Annotated in this window: 14 protein-coding genes, 1 other RNA gene and 2 pseudogenes; 12 read left to right on the top strand and 5 right to left on the bottom strand. The window is 66.9% G+C overall.

What is annotated here, in order from left to right; translation table 11 throughout:
- The first annotated feature begins 384 nt into the window (after nucleotides 1-384).
- From alaS to citZ, 5 genes are all read left to right on the top strand, one after another.
- Nucleotides 385-3,165 carry an alanine--tRNA ligase gene (gene alaS / locus AC4NMM_RS14725; protein ID WP_491924605.1) on the top strand — a complete coding sequence of 927 codons (2,781 nt, stop codon included), beginning with the start codon at nucleotides 385-387 and terminating at the stop codon, nucleotides 3,163-3,165.
- Nucleotides 3,166-3,186: 21 nt separating this feature from the next.
- A complete protein-coding gene (locus tag AC4NMM_RS14720) occupies nucleotides 3,187-3,990 on the top strand; it encodes an alpha/beta fold hydrolase (RefSeq protein ID WP_096393624.1) in 804 nt (267 codons plus the stop codon).
- A 117-nt stretch (nucleotides 3,991-4,107) separates the two neighbouring features.
- The gene (locus AC4NMM_RS14715) at nucleotides 4,108-4,824 is read left to right on the top strand and encodes a type 1 glutamine amidotransferase (protein ID WP_491924604.1); all 717 of its coding nucleotides are present in this window, start codon (nucleotides 4,108-4,110) and stop codon (nucleotides 4,822-4,824) included.
- Between the two features lie 85 nt (nucleotides 4,825-4,909).
- Nucleotides 4,910-6,799 (top strand): PINc/VapC family ATPase, encoded by a 1,890-nt coding sequence (locus tag AC4NMM_RS14710; protein WP_491924603.1) that lies wholly within the window; start codon nucleotides 4,910-4,912, stop codon nucleotides 6,797-6,799.
- 179 nt (nucleotides 6,800-6,978) lie between these two features.
- Complete coding sequence (citZ, locus tag AC4NMM_RS14705; RefSeq protein WP_096393627.1) at nucleotides 6,979-8,127, top strand: citrate synthase; 1,149 nt, start codon at nucleotides 6,979-6,981, stop codon at nucleotides 8,125-8,127.
- A gap of 58 nt (nucleotides 8,128-8,185) precedes the next feature.
- Here citZ and AC4NMM_RS14700 read toward each other — a convergent pair whose 3' ends face one another.
- The 3 genes from AC4NMM_RS14700 to AC4NMM_RS14690 form a co-directional block, all read right to left on the bottom strand.
- Complete coding sequence (locus AC4NMM_RS14700) at nucleotides 8,186-9,421, bottom strand: digeranylgeranylglycerophospholipid reductase (RefSeq protein WP_096393628.1); 1,236 nt, start codon at nucleotides 9,419-9,421, stop codon at nucleotides 8,186-8,188.
- A gap of 127 nt (nucleotides 9,422-9,548) precedes the next feature.
- Nucleotides 9,549-10,412, bottom strand: coding sequence for a 2-oxoacid:ferredoxin oxidoreductase subunit beta (locus AC4NMM_RS14695; RefSeq protein WP_096393629.1), 864 nt, complete (start codon nucleotides 10,410-10,412; stop codon nucleotides 9,549-9,551).
- A 3-nt stretch (nucleotides 10,413-10,415) separates the two neighbouring features.
- Nucleotides 10,416-12,173, bottom strand: a complete 1,758-nt coding sequence (locus AC4NMM_RS14690; RefSeq protein WP_096393630.1) for a 2-oxoacid:acceptor oxidoreductase subunit alpha — start codon at nucleotides 12,171-12,173, stop codon at nucleotides 10,416-10,418.
- A 384-nt stretch (nucleotides 12,174-12,557) separates the two neighbouring features.
- Between AC4NMM_RS14690 and AC4NMM_RS14685 the strand changes: the two genes are divergently transcribed.
- Entirely contained in the window at nucleotides 12,558-13,202 is a 645-nt protein-coding gene (locus AC4NMM_RS14685) for an FAD-dependent oxidoreductase (protein WP_096393631.1), read from the top strand.
- Nucleotides 13,203-13,286: 84 nt separating this feature from the next.
- Complete coding sequence (locus tag AC4NMM_RS14680; RefSeq protein ID WP_096393632.1) at nucleotides 13,287-14,312, top strand: aldo/keto reductase; 1,026 nt, start codon at nucleotides 13,287-13,289, stop codon at nucleotides 14,310-14,312.
- A 48-nt stretch (nucleotides 14,313-14,360) separates the two neighbouring features.
- Here the strand turns inward: AC4NMM_RS14680 and AC4NMM_RS14675 are convergent.
- Nucleotides 14,361-14,582 (bottom strand): annotated as a pseudogene (locus AC4NMM_RS14675) (DUF7992 family protein); the annotation flags it as partial.
- Between the two features lie 115 nt (nucleotides 14,583-14,697).
- Here AC4NMM_RS14675 and AC4NMM_RS14670 point away from each other — a divergent pair.
- From AC4NMM_RS14670 to AC4NMM_RS14660, 3 genes are all read left to right on the top strand, one after another.
- The gene (locus tag AC4NMM_RS14670) at nucleotides 14,698-16,095 is read left to right on the top strand and encodes a site-specific integrase (protein WP_096393633.1); all 1,398 of its coding nucleotides are present in this window, start codon (nucleotides 14,698-14,700) and stop codon (nucleotides 16,093-16,095) included.
- 225 nt (nucleotides 16,096-16,320) lie between these two features.
- Nucleotides 16,321-16,629 carry a DUF5789 family protein gene (locus AC4NMM_RS14665; protein ID WP_096393634.1) on the top strand — a complete coding sequence of 103 codons (309 nt, stop codon included), beginning with the start codon at nucleotides 16,321-16,323 and terminating at the stop codon, nucleotides 16,627-16,629.
- A 540-nt stretch (nucleotides 16,630-17,169) separates the two neighbouring features.
- Nucleotides 17,170-17,628 carry a DUF7992 family protein gene (locus AC4NMM_RS14660; protein WP_491924602.1) on the top strand — a complete coding sequence of 153 codons (459 nt, stop codon included), beginning with the start codon at nucleotides 17,170-17,172 and terminating at the stop codon, nucleotides 17,626-17,628.
- A 5-nt stretch (nucleotides 17,629-17,633) separates the two neighbouring features.
- On the opposite strand, the pseudogene AC4NMM_RS14655 reads toward AC4NMM_RS14660, so the two are convergent.
- Nucleotides 17,634-17,891, bottom strand: a pseudogene (locus AC4NMM_RS14655) (DUF7992 family protein); the annotation flags it as partial.
- A 97-nt stretch (nucleotides 17,892-17,988) separates the two neighbouring features.
- Here AC4NMM_RS14655 and AC4NMM_RS14650 point away from each other — a divergent pair.
- Nucleotides 17,989-18,402, top strand: a complete 414-nt coding sequence (locus AC4NMM_RS14650) for a DUF7548 family protein (protein WP_491924601.1) — start codon at nucleotides 17,989-17,991, stop codon at nucleotides 18,400-18,402.
- 47 nt (nucleotides 18,403-18,449) lie between these two features.
- Nucleotides 18,450-18,761, top strand: an RNA gene (gene ffs, locus AC4NMM_RS14645) — signal recognition particle sRNA.
- Nucleotides 18,762-19,198 lie beyond the last annotated feature (437 nt).

The following is a 19,198-nucleotide window of genomic DNA, read 5'->3' as shown; positions in this document are numbered from 1 at the left end:
CCCCGCGGGGCGGCCCCGGGCCGGCCCACCGGCCCCGCCGCGGGCGCTCCGGGCCGCCAGGGCGAGGGGGAGGGCCGGGGCGCGGGGGCGGACCACGGGGTCGTCGTCGAGCACGAGGACCGAGGCGTGCTCGCCCAACGCGGAGGTCACAATTGTACGTCATAGGTCCCGCCCAGCGTATAAATCTTCGTACCGATCGGCGGAACACCGGTGCCGTCGCCCGTTTCCGATCGATCGCAACGTTTCCAGTCCGCCCGTGCGACCGGTCGCCGTCGCTCCGGCCGAGAATCCCCATCGAGCCCGTCTCGCGGGGGCGAGCGGCGCCGTCACGGGCCACGAGCGACCCCGGAACCCTTTTGGAGCAACACGGGCCACGTTCGTGTAATGAGCGATCTCGAAGCGGAGTACCGTCTCGACTACTTCGAGGAAGAAGGGTTCGAGCGCAAGGAATGCACCTCCTGTGGCGCGCACTTCTGGACCCGCGACGCGGGGCGAGAACTGTGCGGCGAGCCGCCCTGCGAGGACTACAGCTTCATCGACGACCCGGGCTTCCCGGAGGCCCGCTCGCTGTCGGAGATGCGCGAGGCGTTCCTCTCCTTCTTCGAGGACCACGGCCACGAGCGGATCGACCCGTATCCGGTCGCCGCGAACCGCTGGCGCGACGACGTCCTCCTGACGCAGGCGTCGATCTACGACTTCCAGCCGCTCGTCACCTCGGGGCAGACGCCGCCGCCGGCGAACCCGCTGACGATCTCGCAGCCCTGCATCCGGATGCAGGACATCGACAACGTCGGCAAGACGGGCCGGCACACGATGGCGTTCGAGATGATGGCCCACCACGCGTTCAACACGCGCGAGGAGGTCGACGAGGACGAGTACGCCTACCACGGCGAGGTGTACTGGAAAGACGAGACGGTACAGTACTGCGACGAGCTGTTCGAGAGCCTCGGCGCGGATCTCGAGGAGATCACCTACATCGAGGACCCGTGGGTCGGCGGCGGCAACGCCGGGCCCGCCATCGAGGTCATTTATAAGGGCGCCGAGCTGGCGACGCTCGTCTTCATGTGCATGGAGCAGGACCCCGAGGGCGACTACGAGATGAAGGACGGGAACACGTACTCGTTCATGGACACGTACATCGTCGACACCGGGTACGGGCTCGAACGGTGGACGTGGATGAGCCAGGGGACCGCGACGGTGTACGAGGCGATCTATCCCGACGCCATCGACTTTTTGAAGGACAACGCCGGGATCGAACGCACCGAGGCGGAACGCGAGATCGTCCACCGCGCCGCGAAGCTCTCCGGCCGGCTCGACATCGACGACGTCGACGACGTGGAGGCCGCCCGCGGCGAGATCGCCGACCGACTCGACGTCGACGTCGACCGCCTGCGCGAACTGGTCGAGCCGCTCGAATCGATCTACGCGATCGCCGACCACTCGCGGACGCTCGCGTACATGTTCGGCGACGAGATCGTCCCCTCGAACGTCGGGACGGGCTACCTCGCCCGAATGGTGTTGCGCCGGATGAAGCGGCTCGTCGACGAGGTGGGCGTCGACGCCCCGCTCGACGAGCTCGTCGACATGCAGGCCGAGCGGCTCGGCTACGAGAACCGCGACACGATCCGCGAGATCGTCCGCAGCGAGGAGCGGAAGTACGAGCGGACGCTGGAGCGGGGCGCCCGCAAGGTCGAGCAGCTCGCCGACGAGTACGCCGGGGCCGGCGAGCCGATCCCCACCGAGGAGCTGTTAGAGCTGTACGACTCCCACGGGATCCAGCCCGACATGGTCGCCGACATCGCCGACGAGCGCGGCGCGGCCGTCGACGTGCCCGACGACTTCTACGCGCTCGTCGCCGACCGACACGAGGAGGCCGACGCCGCGACCGGGGGCGACGAGCGCGACGAGCGGCTCGCCGACCTCCCCGAGACGGAGAAGCTGTTCTACGACGACCAGGGGCGCACGGAGTTCGAGGCGGTCGTCCTCGACGTGTTGGACGCCGAGGAGGGGTACGACGTCGTGTTGGACCAGACGATGTTCTACCCCGAGGGCGGCGGCCAGCCGGCCGACAGGGGCCAGCTCACGGTCGGCGAGACCACCGTCGACGTCACCGACGTGCAAGAGCGTGACGGCGTCGTCCTCCACCGCACGGACGCGGACCCCGGGAAAGGCGAGTTCGTCAAGGGGCAGGTGGACGGCGACCGCCGCGAGCGGCTCCGCGCGCACCACACCGCGACCCACCTGATCGGTCACGCCGCCCGCGAGGTGCTCGGCGACCACGTCCGGCAGGCGGGCGCCCAGAAGGGGACCGACTCCGCGCGGCTCGACGTGCGCCACTTCGAGCGCATCACCCGCGAGGACGTGAAGGCGATCGAGCGCGTCGCCAACGAGCTCGTCCGCGACGACGTCCCCGTCAGACAGGAGTGGCCCGACCGCAACGAGGCCGAGGCGGAACACGGCTTCGACCTGTACCAAGGGGGCGTGCCGCCGGGAACGAACGTCCGGCTGATCCACGTCGGCGACGCCGACGTCCAGGCCTGCGCGGGCACCCACGTCGACCGGACCGGCGAGATCGGCGCCGTGAAGGTGCTGAAGACGGAGCCGGTTCAGGACGGCGTCGAGCGGATCGCCTTCGCCGCGGGCGCCGCGGCGGTCGAGGCGACCCAGCGCACCGAGGACGCGCTGTACGACGCGGCCGACGTGTTGGACGTCGACCCGCTCGACGTGCCCGAGACGGCCGAGCGCTTCTTCGAGGAGTGGAAGGCGCGGGGGAAGGAGGTCGAGTCGCTGAAAGAGGAGCTGGCGACCGCGCGTGCCGCCGGCGGCGCCGACGCCGAGGAGGTCGAGGTCGCCGGGGCGACCGCGGTGATCCAGCGGCTCGACGGCGACGCCGACGAGCTGCGCGCGACCGCGAACGCCCACGTCGACGACGGGAAGGTCGCGGTGATCGGCAGCGGCGCCGGCGGCTCCGCGAGCTTCGTCGTCGGCGTCCCCGACGGCGTCGACGTGAACGCCGGGCAGGTCGTCTCGGAGCTCGCCGGGCGCGTCGGCGGCGGCGGCGGCGGCCCGCCCGACTTCGCGCAGGGCGGCGGCCCCGACGCGGAGGCGCTCGACGACGCGCTCGACGCGGCGCCCGACGTCCTCCGCAGCCTCCAGGAGGCCTAGCTCCGTCCCAGCGAGTTCCATATGCCCTACGCGACCAACGCCGGCACCGAGATCCGGTACGAGGTGGACGCGCCCGACGCCGGTACGGACGACGAGGCGGTCGTGTTCTGCGGCGACGTCGGGCTCGGCGCGTGGCAGTTCGGCTGGCAGCACGCCGCGCTGGCCGGGCCGCACACGGTGATCACGCCCGAGACGCGCGGCGTCGGGCGGTCGGACGCGCCGCCCGGCCCGTACCGGGCCGAGACGCTCGCCGCCGACCTCGACGCGGTCTGTGCGGCCGAGGGCGTCAGGAACGCCCACCTCGTCGGGTACGGCCTCGGCGGGATGGTCGCGCTGACGGCCGCGCTGACCGGCTCGCGACCGGCGAGCCTGGCCCTGGTGGGAACGCCGCCCGCGGGCGACGCGTACAACCCCGCCGGCGTCTGGGCCGACCCGAGCGACCCGGCCACGGTCGAGGGGTCGCTCTCCGGGCTGCTCTCGCCCGACTTCCGCGAGGCGCACCCGGACGCGCTCTCGCGGATCGCGGAGTGGCGCCTCGCGGAGGACGCCGACCGGGAGGCGTACGAGGCGCACCGCGCGGCGGTCGAGGCGTTCGACCTGACCGACGACCTCTTCGAGGTCACGACGCCGGCCCTGGTCGTCCACGGGGGCGACGACACCGTCTGTCCGGTCACGGCCGGCGAGACGCTCGCGGAGGGGCTCCCGCGCGGCGAGTTCCACGCCGTCGAGGGCGCCCGGCACCTCGTCGGGGTCGAGGCGTCGGCGGCGGTCAACGACCTGCTCACGGGCTGGCTCGCCGAACACGCGACCGACCGGTTCGCGTAGTGCCGGCGCCCTCCGGCGGGCCAACGCCGCGGTTCGAGCGGTGCCCCGCGTCCGCGTCGTCGGCCGGCACGTCCGGCGCCGCAACCGTTTTGTGACTCTCGCGTCTCCGTTCGGTCGATGACTCGCCTCCGGTTCGCCCTGTTGAACGCCGCCCACGACGGCGCGAACACCCGGCGGAACTTCCGCCGGGAGCTCGACGCCGACCTCGTCGAGTTCGACGTCAACGACGGGGACCTCCCCGACGACACCGAGTTCGACGGCGTCGTGGTGACGGGGTCGCGCTCGTCGGTGTACTGGGACGAGGCGTGGATCCCGCCGCTCGTCGACTACGTCGCCGAGGCCGCCGACGACGGCGTCCCGGTCCTCGGCGTCTGTTACGGCCACCAAGTGCTCGCGGAGGCGCTCGGCGGCCGCGTCGCGGGGATGGACGGCTTCGAGATCGGCTACAACGAGATCCGCCGCGTGCGCGACGACCCGCTGTTCGAGGGGATCGGCGAGTCGTTCACCGCCTTCACGACCCACGGCGACGCGGTCGTCGAGCTCCCGCCGTCGGCGACGCTGCTGGCCGAGAACGACCGCGGCGTCCACGCGTTCCGCGACGGCCACTGCTGGGGCGTCCAGTTCCACCCCGAGTACGACGTCGAGACCGCCCGCGACGTGACCGACGGCAAGCGCGACCAGATCGGTGACGCCCGCGTGGACGGCGTCCTCGAATCGATCACCCCCGAGGCGTACGACGCGGCCTGCGAGGCGAAGGCGCTGTTCGAGAACTTCACCGCCCACGCCGAGCGGCTGGCGGCCGACCGGGCGGAGCGGGCCGCCGCGGACGACTGAGAGAGGAGTCAGAGCGAGCGGACGGACCCCACGGCCGAGCGCCCCGGTCGAACACCCTTATACGGTTCCCGGACCGATCCTCGGTATGAACGTAGTACCGGACACGAGCGCGGTCGTCGACGGCCGCGTGTCCGAACGCGTCGCGGACGGGACCTACGAGTCGGTCACCGTGTTCGTCCCGGAGGCGGTCGTGGGCGAGCTGGAGTCGCAGGCGAACGACGGGCTCGAATCCGGCTGGGACGGGCTGAGCGAGCTGAAGCGGCTCGCGGACTACGCCGACGACGGGACGATCGAGCTGCGGTACGTCGGCGAGCGCGCGAGCGGCGACGCCCGCTCGAACGCCCACGAGGGCGACGTGGACGCGCTTATCCGCGACCTGGCGGCCGACCACGACGCGACCCTCCTGTCGAGCGACGTGGTCCAGGCCGAGGTCGCCCGCGCGAAGGGGCTCGACGTCGAGTACGTCGAGCCCGTCGCCCGCGGCGTCGTCGACGAGCTTCCGATTCAGGACTTCTTCACCGACGAGACGATGTCGGTCCACCTCAAGACCGGCACCGTCCCGAAGGCGAAGCGCGGGACGCTCGGCGAGATGCGCTACGTCGAGGTCGCGGACGAGGAGACCGACGAGGAACAGATGCGCGAGTGGGCCAACTCGATCGTCGACCTCGCCCGCCAGTCGAACGAGGGGTTCATCGAGCTCTCCGACGACGGGATGGACATCGTCCAGTTCCGGAACTACCGGATCGCGGTGGCGCGGCCCCCCTTCGCCGACGGCATCGAGATCACCGCCGTCCGCCCCATCGCGAAGACGACCCTCGACGACTACGAGTTCGCCGACGAGCTGCGCGAGCGGTTCAAAGAGCGCAAGCGCGGCGTGCTCATCTCGGGGTCGCCCGGCGCCGGCAAGTCGACGTTCGCGCAGGCGGTCGCCGAGTTCCTGAACGACAGCGACTACGCGGTGAAGACGATGGAGAAGCCGCGGGACCTCCAGGTCGGTCCGGAGATCACGCAGTACGGCGCGCTCGGCGGCGAGATGGAGAACACCGCCGACTCCCTCCTCCTCGTTCGCCCCGACTACACCATCTACGACGAGGTCCGGAAGACGAACGACTTCGAGGTGTTCTCGGACATGCGGATGGCCGGCGTCGGCATGGTCGGGGTCGTCCACGCATCTCGGGCCATCGACGCGCTCCAGCGGCTCGTCGGGCGCGTCGAACTCGGGATGATCCCCCAGATCGTCGACACCGTCGTCTACATCGAGGCCGGCGAGGTCCACACCGTCTACGACGTGACCACCGAGGTGAAGGTGCCCGCCGGGCTCACCGCCGAGGACCTCGCCCGCCCGGTCATCCAGGTGTCGAACTTCGAGACCGGCCGGCCCGAGTACGAGATATACACCTTCAACCGGCAGGTCGTCACGGTGCCGCTCGACGAGGACGGCGGCGAGGCCGAAAGCGAGTCCGGCGTCGGCCGCATCGCGAAAAAGGAGATCGAACGCGAGATCAAGTCGGTCGCGCACGGCCAGGTCGACGTGACGCTCAACGGCGACGACGAGGCGGTCGTCTACGTCACCGAGGGCGACATCGGCACGGTGATCGGGAAGGGCGGCGGCCGCATCGCCGACATCGAGAACCGCCTCGGGATCGACATCGACGTGCGGACGCACGACGAGAAGCCCGGCGGGTCGGGCGGCGGCTCCGCCGGCGGCGCGGCCGAGAACGGCCGCGGCGACGGGCAGGTCGGCGCCGAGCGCGGGACGGCCGTTGCGCCGGAGATCACCTCGCGGCACGTCGTCATCGACGTCGACGACGGGGTGGGCGAGACGGTCGAGGTGCGCGCCGACGGCGAGTACCTCTTCACCGCCACCGTCGGCCGCGGCGGCGAGGTCCAGGTCTCCCGCGGCTCCGCCATCGCCGAAGAGTTGGAGGACGCGATCGACCGGAACCGGACGGTGACGGTCGTCCCGGCGCGCTGAGCCGGGAGCCGTCGGGCGGCGGCGCGCCAAGACGGCGGCCGTCCGGCCCGCTCGCGACCGGACGCGGACGTTTCCGAACCTTGTCACGTCGTCGTGCGACGCGGTGGCGTACCACGATCGACGTATCGTATTCCTCCTGAAAGATAACGCTTTTTTGCCGGTGGTCGGAACGACGTAGTATGGCCGATGAGTTAAAACGCGGGCTCGAGGGCGTCCTCGTCGCGGAGTCGGATCTGAGCTACGTCGACGGCGAGGTCGGGAAGCTCGTATACCGCGGGTACGACATCGAGGACCTCGCGCGCGGCGCGTCCTACGAGGAGGTGCTGTACCTGCTGTGGCACGGCTCCCTGCCCACCGCCGCGGAGCTCGACTCGTTCGCCGCCGACCTCGCGGCGGAGCGCGAGGTGAACGACGACGTCATCGAGACGGTGCGCGCGCTCGCGGACGCCGGCGAGCGACCGATGGCCGCGCTCCGGACCGCGACGTCGATGCTGTCCGCGTACGACCCGGACGACGACGAGGAGGGCGACGACGGCGAGGCCGCCCTCCGCCAGGGCCGGCGGATCACGGCGAAGATCCCGACGGTCCTCGCCGCGTTCGAGCGCGTCCGGCAGGGCGAGGAGCCGGTCGCCCCCGACCCGGAGCTCTCGCACGCCGGGAACTTCCTCTACATGCTCACCGGGACCGAGCCGGACGCGGTGAGCGAGGAGACGTTCGACATGGCGCTGACGCTCCACGCCGACCACGGGCTCAACGCCTCCACGTTCACCGCGATGGTGATCGGCTCGACGATGGCCGACGTCTACTCCGGCGTCACCGGCGGCATCGGCGCGCTCTCCGGCCCGCTCCACGGCGGCGCCAACCAGGACGTGATGGAGGTGCTCCACGAGGTCGACGCCTCCTCGAAGGACCCCGTCGAGTGGGTGAAAGACGCCCGGGACGAGGGGCGGCGCATCCCCGGATTCGGCCACCGCGTCTACAAGGTGAAAGACCCCCGCGCGAAGATCCTCGAAGAGAAGCTCCGCGACCTCTCGGAGTCGTCGGGCGACACGAAGTGGCTCGACTACACCACCGCGATCGAGGAGTACCTCACCGACCAAGGGCTCGTCGAGAAGGGGATCGCCCCGAACGTCGACTTCTACTCCGGCTCCGTCTACGACTCGCTCGGTATCCCGGTCGACATGTACACGCCCATCTTCGCGATGAGCCGCGTCGGCGGGTGGATCGCCCACGTCGCCGAGTACCAGGAGGACAACCGCCTCATCCGCCCGCGCGCCCGCTACACCGGCCCCGAGGACGTCGAGTTCGTCCCCGTCGACGAGCGGTAGGCGACACGTTCCCCCGTTCCGTTTCTCTCCCGGTCGTCGCCGTTCCCCAGCCGCGGCCTCAGACCCCGAGCCGCTCGCGGGCGTATTTCGCGAGCAGCGGGACGTCGTCGAGGTGGAGCAGCCGAGCCATCCCCGCCTTCTCGCCGCGGTTCGCCTTCGCCAAGATGTCGTCGTCGGTCTCTTGGAGGTCGCGCATCAACCGGTCGTACCGCTCGTTCGGCGCGAGGTACAGCAGCTCCGTGAGCGCCAGCCGCGACTCCGCGCGCGGCGCCACGTCGCGGTGCCACAGCGTCTCGTACACCGCGAGGCTCTCCGCGTCGATGCGCCGCTCAGAGTCGGTGAGACAGCGGTCGACGGTCGCCGCGGCGGCGCGAGCGGACTTCATCCCCTTGTGGATCCCCTCGCCCCACAGCGGGTCGATGGAGGGGACCGTATCGCCGATCGCGATGAACCGGTCCGTGTGCATCTGCCCCGGGCGCTGGATATGCGCGGAGCCGCGGTGGACCTTCTCGTCGATCTGTTCGGCGTCGGAGAACCGCGGGTCGCGACTCACCCAGTCGTCGAGGTAGCCGTCGACGGTCTTCCCCGCCTCGGCGAACTCGCGGTGGCGGTCGTTCTGGATGTAACAGAGGCCGACCTTCGCGGTGTCCTCGCCGGTCGCGAAGATCCACGAGTAGCCGCCCGGCGCGATGTTGTGGTCCAGCCGCAGCATCATCGCGCGCCGGAGGTCCGCGTAGTCGGGGTGGTTCATCTCGACGCCCTCCATCTCGTACTCGATGCCGATCGCCTGGTTCTCGCGTTCGAGGTCGACGACGTCGAGCGCGCTCGCGAGCGGCGCGGCCGGGCCGGTGGCGTCGATCACCACGTCGGCGTACACCTCCTCGTCGCCGTTGTACCGAACCCCTTCGATGACGCCGTCGTCGTCGAGAATCGGCCGCGAGACGCGCGCGTCGAAGCGGTACTCCGCGCCGTTCTCGCGGCCGTCCGCCACGAGGAACCGCTTGAACTCCGCGAACTCCAACACCGCCCCCGGCTGGTAGCTCTCGTAGTACTCGTTGGGCGACTCCAACACGACGTCGTCGGTGTACGACATCACGACGTCGTCGGGGATCCCGAAGGAGGACATCATCGACGGGAACGTGCCCGCCGTCGACTTGTTGCTCTGTCGCGGGAACTCGGCTTCCGACTCCGTCTCCAAGACGACGACGTCGTAGTCGCGCGTCGCTAGGTCGCGGGCGCACTGCGCGCCCGCCGGACCGGCCCCGGCGATAGCGACGTCGTAGCGGTCAACCATACACGCCAGTTGCGGACCCTCCTAATTAGGCTTGCTGAAACTCCCCGAAAAATCCGCGTGAACCCGCCCGTTCGGCCGGTTTTGGCCGTCGAGAGAGGTCGGAATCCCCCGGCTTCGTCCGGCGGTCTCAGTAGAACTCGCGGACGAGGTCGGTCGCCCCCTCGGGGGCGCCGTCCGGGATGACGGACATGTCCTCGTCGACGCCGTGCTGTTCGTGGTACGGCACCGACGACTCGTCCTTGTAGATGACGCCCTGATGTTCCTTCTCGTTGTCGAGGATGACGTCCTTCGCGTCCTCGCGGTCGGTCGGGTCGTGGTCCTCCTCCTTGAGGTCGACCAGCGAGTCGCGGAAGTAGTCGTACGTGTCGACGTCGTTGAAGGTGACGCAGGGGGAATAGACGTTGACGAAGCCGAACCCGTCGTGCTCGATGGCCTCCTGGATGATCTCTTGGTGGCGGAGCGCGTCCGAAGAGAACGACTGGGCGATGAACGTCGCGCCGGAGGCGAGCGCCAGCGCGTGCGGGTTCACCGGGGGCTGTTTGGGGCCCTCGGGGCTCGTCGAGGTCTCGAAGTCCTCGCGCGAGGTGGGCGAGGCCTGCCCCTTCGTCAGCCCGTAGATGCGGTTGTCCATCACGACGTACGTCATGTCGACGTTGCGTCGGACGGCGTGGACGAAGTGGCCCGCGCCGATGGAGTAGCCGTCGCCGTCGCCGCCGGCGACCATCACTTCGATGTCGGGCCGGGCCATCTTGACGCCGGTCCCGACTGGGAGCGCGCGCCCGTGAACGCCGTGGAGCGCGTAGCTGTGCATGTACGTGCCGATCTTGCCGGAACAGCCGATGCCGGCGACGACGAAGGTGTTGTCGGGGTCGTTGCCCGTCTCCGCCAGCGCCTTCATCATGCCGTTCATCGTCCCGAAGTCGCCGCATCCCGGGCACCACGTCGGCTGCTTGTCGGACTTGAAGTCGGTGAATCGAATCTCTGAGCTCATTGGTTACGCCTCCACCCCCGCTTCGAGGGTCGACTTGATCTCCGCTGCGAGTTCGTCGGCCTTGAACCGCACGCCGTTGTACTTGTTCACGCGGTCGACCCGTTCGAGCACGTCGTGCTCGACGAGGTCCGCGAACTGCCCCTGTTCGTTACACTCGACGACGACCGTTCGCTCGGCCGCCGCAACGTCCTCGGAGAGGTCCGGCCGCGGGAAGACGTACGGGACCGAGAGGACCCGTACGTCCAGTCCGTCCTCTTCGAGGAACTCGACCGCCTCGGCGAGCGCGCCCTCGTTCGACCCCCACGTGACCACGAGGGTGTCGGCGTCCTCGGCGCCGAACTCGCGCGGGCTCCAGTCCTCGCGCTCGCGGGCCGTCTCCACCTTCCGGTTTCGCTTGTCGACCTGCGCGACGCGCATGTCGGTGTCCTCGGTCCGGCGCCCCTGCTCGTCGTGTTCGAGGCCGGTGGACATGTGCGCGCCGTCGGCCGTGCCGGGGAACGCCCGCGGCGAGATCCCGTCGTCGGTGATCTCGTGGGGCTGAAAGCCGCCCGACTCGCTGGTGTGGTCGTCGATCGTCGTCTCGTCGACGACGTTGCCGCGGTCGACCTCCACCTCGTCCATGTCGAAGGTCTCCGGGGAGAACGTCTGCTCGGTGACCGCCATCGAGAGGTCGGCGGTGAGGTAGACGGGGAGCTGGTACTTCTCGGCGAGGTTGAACGCCTCGACCGTCTTCCAGAAGCACTCGTCGATCGTCGTCGGCGCGAGGACGAACCGCGGGACCTCGCCGTGGCCGCCGTACAGCATCTGGTTCAGGTCGCCCTGCTCCTGTTTCGTCGGCATCCCCGTCGAGGGGCCCGAGCGCATCACGTTACAGATGACGAGGGGCGTCTCCGAGGTGGCGATGAGCCCGAACGTCTCCGTCATCAGGTCGATCCCCGGCCCGGAGGTCGCCGTCATCGCGCGGGCGCCGCCGCGGGCCGCGCCCAGCGCCATGTTGATCGCCGACAGCTCGTCTTCCGCCTGAACGACGTGACCGCCGTACCGCTCGATGCGGCCGGTGAGGTACGTCATCACGTCGGTCGCGGGCGTAATCGGGTAGCCGGCGTAGAAGCGGCAGCCGGCCGCGATGGCGCCCATACCGATCGCCTCGTCGCCGTTGAGGAGGACGTAGTCCTCGTCGGTGGTCTCCAGCGAGTAGTCGAACTCGTGGTCGTACTCGTCGGCGACGTGCGACTGGCCCGCGCGGGCCGCCTCCTTGTTGTTGTCGACGAGCTTCTGTCCCTTGTCCTTGAACCGCTTCTCCAGCGCCGAATCGAGGTTCTCGATGGGGAAATCCGCCACCTCGCAGGCGGCGCCGAGCGCGACGACGTTCCGCATGATCGCCCCGCCGGCCTCCTCGGCGAGGCTCTTGAGGGGCACATCGAGCCCGATCATCCCCTCGGGGATTTCGACGTCCTGCATCGTGGTCCGCTCGCCGTCGTAGATGATCACCGACCCCTCGTGGAGCTCGTCGAGGTTCTCCTCGATCGTCCGGGGGGTCAACGCGATGAGCACGTCGAGTCGGTCAACGACGCTCTGTACCTTGTCGACGGAGGTCCGCACCTTGTAGGCGGTGTACCCGCCTCGGATCCGCGATGCGAAGTCCTTCGACGTGAACACGTGCCGACCCGCGCGGGAAAGCGCCTGTGCGAAGATCTTCCCCGTCGAGTCGATGCCGTCGCCGGCCTCTCCGCCGACAGCCCAGTTGAAATCCGCGGCCATGTGCTATGGGCAAGGTTCCGGCGGACTCATCAAAAGGCTTCTGGAAGGAGCCACCGAGGTGTTTCTGGACGAACGTGTTCGATCTCGCGAATACTGTCGGCTCTAAGCGCTGTATTCGGCTTATATACGAATATAATTGAACATACATCCACCGTATTCCTCACGATCGACCCCTCGCGTCGGACCCGTTTTCGACGATTATCGAACATTCTCGGCCGGGAGCGTACCTCCCGGACGCGTCGGCGAAGGCGGCGGTGTGACGAGAGCGTGGGCGTCGCCGAGTGCGCGCGTTTCGACTCGGGGCGCGCCGCGGGAAGCGGTTTCGGCACGGGCAGGACCGACCCCGACGGGAAGGGGTTTGTGTCTCCCCCGCCGATCCGTCGTATGGACACGACAGCGACGGTCGAGGCGGTCGAGGCGGTCGGCCCCGACACGTACGCCCTCCGCTTCCGCGCGCCCGAGGGGTTCGCGGCCGAACCCGGACAGTTCGTGAAGCTCGGCACCGAGATCGAGGGGGAGTCGGTCGCGCGCTTCTACACCCTCTCGTCGCCGCGCGTGGGCGAGACGTTCGAGGTCACGGTCGGCATCGACCCCGAGGAGGGCGGGGAGTTCTCGGCGTTCCTCTCGGACGCCGAGGCCGGCACCGAGATGACCCTCTCCGGCCCGTACGGCGACCAGCACTACGACGGCGAGCCCCGCGCGGTCGTGATCGCGGGGGGTCCCGGGATCGGCCCCGCGGTCGCCATCGCGGAGCGCGCGCTCGACGAGGGCGCCGAGGCCGCGGTCGTCTACCGCGACGACGACGTCGCGCACGCCGACCGGATCGACGCACTCCGCGAGCGCGGCGCCGATATTCGGCTCCTCGACGCGGGCGACCCCCTGACCGACGCCGTCGCCGAGGTCATCATCGGCGCGGACGGCGAGACCGTGTTCGTCTACGGGTTCGCCGACCTCGTCGCCGACGCGGAGGCCGCGGTCGACGCGGCCGGGGGCGACGCGGACGCCGCGAAGGTCGAGAACTTCGGATAGCGGGCGTCCGGACGGCCGACATCGCCCCGCGGCCTCGCCCGCCGGTGCCGCCACGCTTTACGTACTCCCCCGAGAGGTGTGGGTATGGACTACCGACGACTCGGCGACACCGGGCTCAGCGTCTCGGAGCTCTGCTTCGGGACGTGGCGGTTCGGGCGCGAGACGAACGGCGTCGTGGAGACGGGCCGCGAGGAGTCGCACGAACTGCTCGACGCGGCCGCGGACCGCGGGATCAACTTCATCGACACGGCCAACGTGTACGGGAACCCGAACGGGACGAGCGAGGAGTACATCGGCGAGTGGCTCGCGGACCGCGACCGCGAGGACTACGTGATCGCCTCGAAGGTGTACTTCCCGTTCGACGGGCGCGGCGAGCCCGGCCCGAACGACTCGGGGCTCGGTCGGAAGCACGTCCGCGCGCAGATCGAGGGCACCCTCGACCGGCTCGGCACCGACTACCTCGACGTCTACTACATCCACCGCTGGGACGAGGAGACGCCGATCGAGGAGACGATGCGCGCGCTCGACGAGCTGGTCGCGGAGGGGAAAGTGCACCACCTCGGCGCGTCGACGATGGCGGCCTGGCAGCTGACCAAAGCGCAGTGGACGGCGGACGTCAACGACTACGCGAGCTTCGACGCCGTCCAGCCGCTCCACCACGCCGGCTACTACGAGGACGTGAGCGAGTACCTCGACGTCTGTATCGATCAGGACCTCGCGGTCTGCCCGTACTCCCCGCTCGCGGGCGGGTTCCTCACCGGGAAGTACGAGCGCGCCGACCCGGACGACCCCGAGAAAGTGATCGCGCCGGACGGCTCGCGCGCGAGCTTCGACGACCGGTTCGAGCGCTTCTACCTCTCGGAGCGCGGCTGGAAGGTGCTCGACGCGGTCCGCGAGGTCGCCGACGAGCTGGACGCCACGCCCGCGCAGGTCGCGCTCGCGTGGCTCACCGAGTGGGACGAGTTCACCTGCGTCCCCATCGTCGGCGCGCGGACGGTCGACCAGCTCGACGAGAACGTCGCGGCCGCCGACCTCGACCTCTCCGACGAGCAGTGGGACCGGATCATGGACGCGCGGTACGCCCCCGACGGGACGCTCTGGGGACACTGAGCGCGGGGACCAGCGACGGGCGGCCGCGTCCGAATCGGAGCGCGGCCGCTACTCGTCGAAGTCGGGGAGGTCGTCCGGCGCCTCGAAGTCGGCCTCCCAGTCGATGTACTCCTCCTTCAGCGTCTCGCAGACGATCTGTCCGAGTTCGGTCAGGCCGGCGTTGATCGCGGAGACGGTCCCCCACGAATCGAGGTCCGGGTGGAGGTCGCGCTCCTTCCAGTCCTCGGGGAGCCCCGGCGCGTGGTAGCCGACGCGGTCGGCGAAGTCGTCGTTTCTTAACTAGACGACTCGTTGGTTATTCACTGAATCTATAAGTGCTACTCGACGTATGATATGACAAGCACCCACTGATACGCGAAAGTGGGTGTGGCGGAGGCTCCAACCTATGACCGACACACCCGAAGAAAAGTACGCATCGATACAGCAAACCGTTTGGGGTGATGAGGACACCTTTGAGATTGACGGCTACGTTGATACTGGAAAATTAACCCAAGCCGAAGCCGAGCGGATCCAAGAGCTGTGTGACGCCTTTGACGGCGAGAAGCTTGACCGTCAGAACCACACCGAAAAGAAACAGTCCTTCGAGCCCGACAAGCGGAAGGACAAGAGCTATTCGACATTGTGGGGATGGATGTATCGCCTTTCGCGGATGGGGAGAGATCTAAAGAACGCTGATTTCACTGTGGACACGTTGACCGAAGCCGAAGCGGCGGATCTCAACGATTTGATGGAACGGGGCTACTACAAAGCAGAGGTGCCGAACTGTAACGGCATGAGCAAGGGGACTATCCGGACCTATCAGTTTGCTCTCCGCATTTTCTACCGATATCACTCCGATCTCGGCGTTGACCCGGAGCACATAGCGATTTACAGCGAAGATGGTGATAGCTCCGTGGACCCCGACGATATGCTCACACGGGACGAAATAGAACGGCTCAAAGACGCTGCGGACCACCCGCGTGACAAGATGATCCTGACGTTGCTCCTGTACACCGGGATGCGGAGCAACGCGCTCCGTACGCTCCGTGTGAAGGACGTAAAACACCTCAACGACGAGAATAAGACGGGCCGCTATCGCTTCAATCCCAGCGTGGACCACGGCCTGAAAGGTGCCGACGACAGGAACGGGTGGCGGCCACTCCTATTGGCCGAGGGGGCGGTTCGGCAGTGGGTGAATAATTACCACCCCGCAAGAGGAGATGCTGATTTTGAAGAGTGTTTCCTGATTACTGGAAAACCGAACTACGGGAAGTCGAACCCAAGAAGCCCGGTCGGGAATAACTGTCTTCGGTACGTGTTGAACACGCTCCAAAATGAGACGGGCATCGAGAAGCCACTCAACCCGCACTCACTGCGTCACAACTTCGTGACGATCTGTAAGCGCGATTACGATATGGATAATGACACGATCAAGTGGTTGATTGGACACACCAAAGACAGTCAGGTGATGGAAACAACCTACAGCCACCTGTCAGACATGGACTTTCGGGAGAAGGCCGAAGAAAAGGCCGGATTGATTGACGAAACCAGCCGGAGCACACTCACACCCAAGCAGTGTAGTTGTGGCGAGAAAGTCGCACCGACCGCGAAGGCGTGCCCAAACTGTGGGATGCTGTTCAGCCCCGACGCGCGGGCGGTTGAAGAGGAAACGGAACAGCAAGTCAAAGACACTTATAAAGAAGCAGGGAAGGCCGGCGATGTTCAAGCCATTGACGACGTTGACGAACTACTCGAAAATCCCGCTGTCAAACAAGCACTAATTGAGAAGCTCCAAGAAGATTAGTCGGGCCAGTCACTTTTTTAGCGTCGTACAGGCTCTGTTCTCTCTGTTCGTGTAGTTACTCATACTTAGACATATTTGGCTCTGTTGAAATCCTATTCTTCAGACATATAATCAAATGAAACGACTGGTCGCTGAGGGTGCGTACAAACACCTCCGTGAGGGCCCTCTTCGCCACAGCATTTACGTCGGACGGGAGCGTAACAGGTCCCCGATTCGTTAAGAACCATGAAGATTCAAGAGCTCCCTGAGTGGACCGAAACAGAATTCGCGTTCCCGATCACGAGAGAATCGATCATCGATCAGGCTGGTGACACCGAGATTCACGCACCTGACGAAGAGGATTCAGAGACACTCTCTGCCATTCTTGAACGGAGTGGTAAAGAGACGTATCAGTCTCCAGATCACTTGCTTACTGCCATTCGTGGTAATGTGAGTGACGAGTATATCGGCCGGAAATACTACGATGACCGATCTGGAGATCGGAGCGGCCCTGAAAGCGACACGAGACAAGAAACGATTGATAGGTCGTTTTAACTGGAATTAGGCGCTAAATCCCCTTCCTCAAGGAGCAACACAGGGAGCAAAGCGACCGAGTAGCGTTAACGAGAGCAAGCTCTCGTTCGCACATCAGAAATCTGCGATTTCTGAGGACACCCTCAAGGAGCGAACGGCTTCAGCCGTGAGCGAGTAGGGTGGGGTAGTTCACTACTTCTTGAGATATCACAGCGAGAGCGAGGGGGCGAACCCAGAGTCGCAGATTCTACAGATCCGCACCGGTACGTGAGTCCCCTGTATTGACCGCAACCGGGTCAGAATATATCACCTGCTGAGGATTTCAACAGAACCACATATTTGTGAATACAGTCGTAGCGGGATTGGTGGTAGGTGGGCTTACCGATGTAGTCGCTGTTGTTTACTTTGAGCTGATTTATTTTGGAATAAAAACTCCATGCGCAGTCCGACAGATACACCGGTATTTGATTCAAACTAAGAGTATCGTTGTGTCAAAGAAAGGTTTGGGCCTTGCTGTCGCTATGGTAGTGAAGTTATGTCGCCGCCGGTCAAACCTTAGGTATGACGTTGAACGTACCAACACCCGATCCGCCCGAGCTTGAAGAGATTGACCCGAATGAATACGACGATGCCGATGTAGTAGGCGATACGGACTATAAGCGCGAAGAGATAGAGGAATTACTTCGACGGGGCGCGTGGGAAGACGCGTTCACGGAGTGGGCGGAGGACACGGATCTTGATGAGGAAGAATTTGAGATCCTGACCGACTTGGACATGATACAGCAGTTTGACTTTTTTTGGGATGCCTTCGCCGAGCGCGTCGGCTACCACGCGCCGGGAATCCCGGAGGACTGGAAGGAACGAAACTACCACCCGGACTTGGATAGTTGGGGAACCACTTCAGGAATCAATGCTGCGCTCACAGAACTGGGGCAAACCGCGTGTGATGTACTAAAAAACGAGTATATTGACTGGGAGAGCGAATATGAAGCGCCGGACGATCTCCCCGACTTCGATTAGAATAACAAACGAGTCATTTGGTTATTACAAAAGAAGTCGAAGCGGGAGACGAGGTCCAGATCGACCGCGATCGCCCAGTCGGACTCGTCCATGTCGGTCGCGTCGGCCCACTCGGAGAACGCGTCCTCCCACGCCCCCTCGCGGAGGAGCGCCTCCAGGTCGTCGCGGCGGTACTCCCCGCCCGCCACCTCGGCGTCCTCGTACTCGTTCGGGTCGACGGCGGCGAGTTCGGGGGGCTCCGGCGGCTCGACGTCGAGTGACATGCCCGGTGGTGGGCGCCGCCGGGCCAAAACCCTACGGGACGGGAGTCGGCCGCGGCCGATCCGGTCCTTTTACCGCGGCGCCGTCCCGAGGGCGGGTATGGACCTCCGCGCCGTCTCGCGTCGCCTCGGGATCGCCGCCGCCGTCGTCACCGTCGTCGCGCTCGTCGCGCCGTACGCGGTCATCACGGGGCCGGAGTACGCGACCCAGCTGGCGGCGTACTACGCGTCCGGCGTCGTCGGCTGGGGCGGGATCGCGCTGTTCGCGCTGCTGTCCGCGGTCGTCATCGCCTCCGTCGAACAAGGGAACGTCGACCCCGGGACGCTCGCCGGCGTGGCGGTCGTCCTCGGACTCGCGACGACCGTCAGCGCGGCGACGTGGGCGCTGGCGGTCGAGCCGAGCCCGGTGTTCCGCGACCACCTCTGGCTCGTGTGGCACGCGCGCGCCGTCGTCGCGCTGTCGGTCCCCGTGCCGCTCGCCGCCGCGGTGTACGCTCGGGCGGTGCTGTCGTAGGACCGGTCGCCGAACGAAAGGCCCTTATGCCGCACCCGAATATCGTCGAACGGACTAGGTCGGGCGGTTAGGCCCCGCTCGTTACCCGTGAGGCAGTCTTCAGCGGGGACCGAACAGCGGGCACGTCCGGTCAGACCGGCGCGGGCCCCGAGAGCCAACGTGGAAGCCTCGTCCGCCGGGGACAGCGGTCCGCGGCGCCCGCTCGCAGGAGCGGTCCGTCGCGGTTCGTCGGCGGCACTGGGTCAGGCGCGGAAGCGAGCAGCCCACCGCCGGACGCCAGTCGCTCGTCGGGTCGCGGGGTGGAGGAGGCAATCGGGATACCCCGTGCCGGAACGCCGGGCTACCCCGCCTGTCCGCCATTCATACCGATTCTCGTTGGCTGAGTGGTGACGCTGTGACGCTGCGGTCGCCGGCGTGAGCGTCGACACCGCGAGCGTTTGTTTATAAATGGATGCTGTCTGCTCGGGAGCCTACTTATAAATAATCGATGACGGATCGGCGACGGACGCCACCGAAGCCCCAGCCGCTCGTTTATAAGCTCTTGCTGCCGGATCGGCGACGGACGCCACCGAAGCCCCAGCCGCTCGTTTATAAGCTCTTGCTGCCGGATCGGCGACGGACGCCACCGAAGCCCCAGCCGCTCGTTTATAAGCTCTTGCTGCCGGATCGGCGACGGACGCCACCGAAGCCCCAGCCGCTCGTTTATAAGCTCTTGCTGCCGGATCGGCGACGGACGCCACCGAAGCCCCAGCCGCTCGTTTATAAGCTCTTGCTGCCGGATCGGCGACGGACGCCA

The organism is Halorubrum sp. SD41, assembly GCF_058630335.1.
The sequence above is the reverse complement of the archived record's forward strand: the minus strand, read 5'-3'. Positions and strand labels throughout refer to the sequence as shown.

Coding starts and splice junctions, on each gene's coding strand:
- AC4NMM_RS14685 (WP_096393631.1), top strand. CDS start 12,558: ATGGACACGACAGCGACGGTCGAGGCGGTCGAGGCGGTCGGCCCCGAC.
- AC4NMM_RS14665 (WP_096393634.1), top strand. CDS start 16,321: ATGAAGATTCAAGAGCTCCCTGAGTGGACCGAAACAGAATTCGCGTTC.
- AC4NMM_RS14700 (WP_096393628.1), bottom strand. CDS start 9,421: ATGGTTGACCGCTACGACGTCGCTATCGCCGGGGCCGGTCCGGCGGGC.
- AC4NMM_RS14715 (WP_491924604.1), top strand. CDS start 4,108: ATGACTCGCCTCCGGTTCGCCCTGTTGAACGCCGCCCACGACGGCGCG.
- AC4NMM_RS14695 (WP_096393629.1), bottom strand. CDS start 10,412: ATGAGCTCAGAGATTCGATTCACCGACTTCAAGTCCGACAAGCAGCCG.
- AC4NMM_RS14660 (WP_491924602.1), top strand. CDS start 17,170: ATGACGTTGAACGTACCAACACCCGATCCGCCCGAGCTTGAAGAGATT.
- AC4NMM_RS14720 (WP_096393624.1), top strand. CDS start 3,187: ATGCCCTACGCGACCAACGCCGGCACCGAGATCCGGTACGAGGTGGAC.
- AC4NMM_RS14690 (WP_096393630.1), bottom strand. CDS start 12,173: ATGGCCGCGGATTTCAACTGGGCTGTCGGCGGAGAGGCCGGCGACGGC.
- alaS (WP_491924605.1), top strand. CDS start 385: ATGAGCGATCTCGAAGCGGAGTACCGTCTCGACTACTTCGAGGAAGAA.
- AC4NMM_RS14670 (WP_096393633.1), top strand. CDS start 14,698: ATGACCGACACACCCGAAGAAAAGTACGCATCGATACAGCAAACCGTT.
- AC4NMM_RS14680 (WP_096393632.1), top strand. CDS start 13,287: ATGGACTACCGACGACTCGGCGACACCGGGCTCAGCGTCTCGGAGCTC.
- AC4NMM_RS14710 (WP_491924603.1), top strand. CDS start 4,910: ATGAACGTAGTACCGGACACGAGCGCGGTCGTCGACGGCCGCGTGTCC.
- citZ (WP_096393627.1), top strand. CDS start 6,979: ATGGCCGATGAGTTAAAACGCGGGCTCGAGGGCGTCCTCGTCGCGGAG.
- AC4NMM_RS14650 (WP_491924601.1), top strand. CDS start 17,989: ATGGACCTCCGCGCCGTCTCGCGTCGCCTCGGGATCGCCGCCGCCGTC.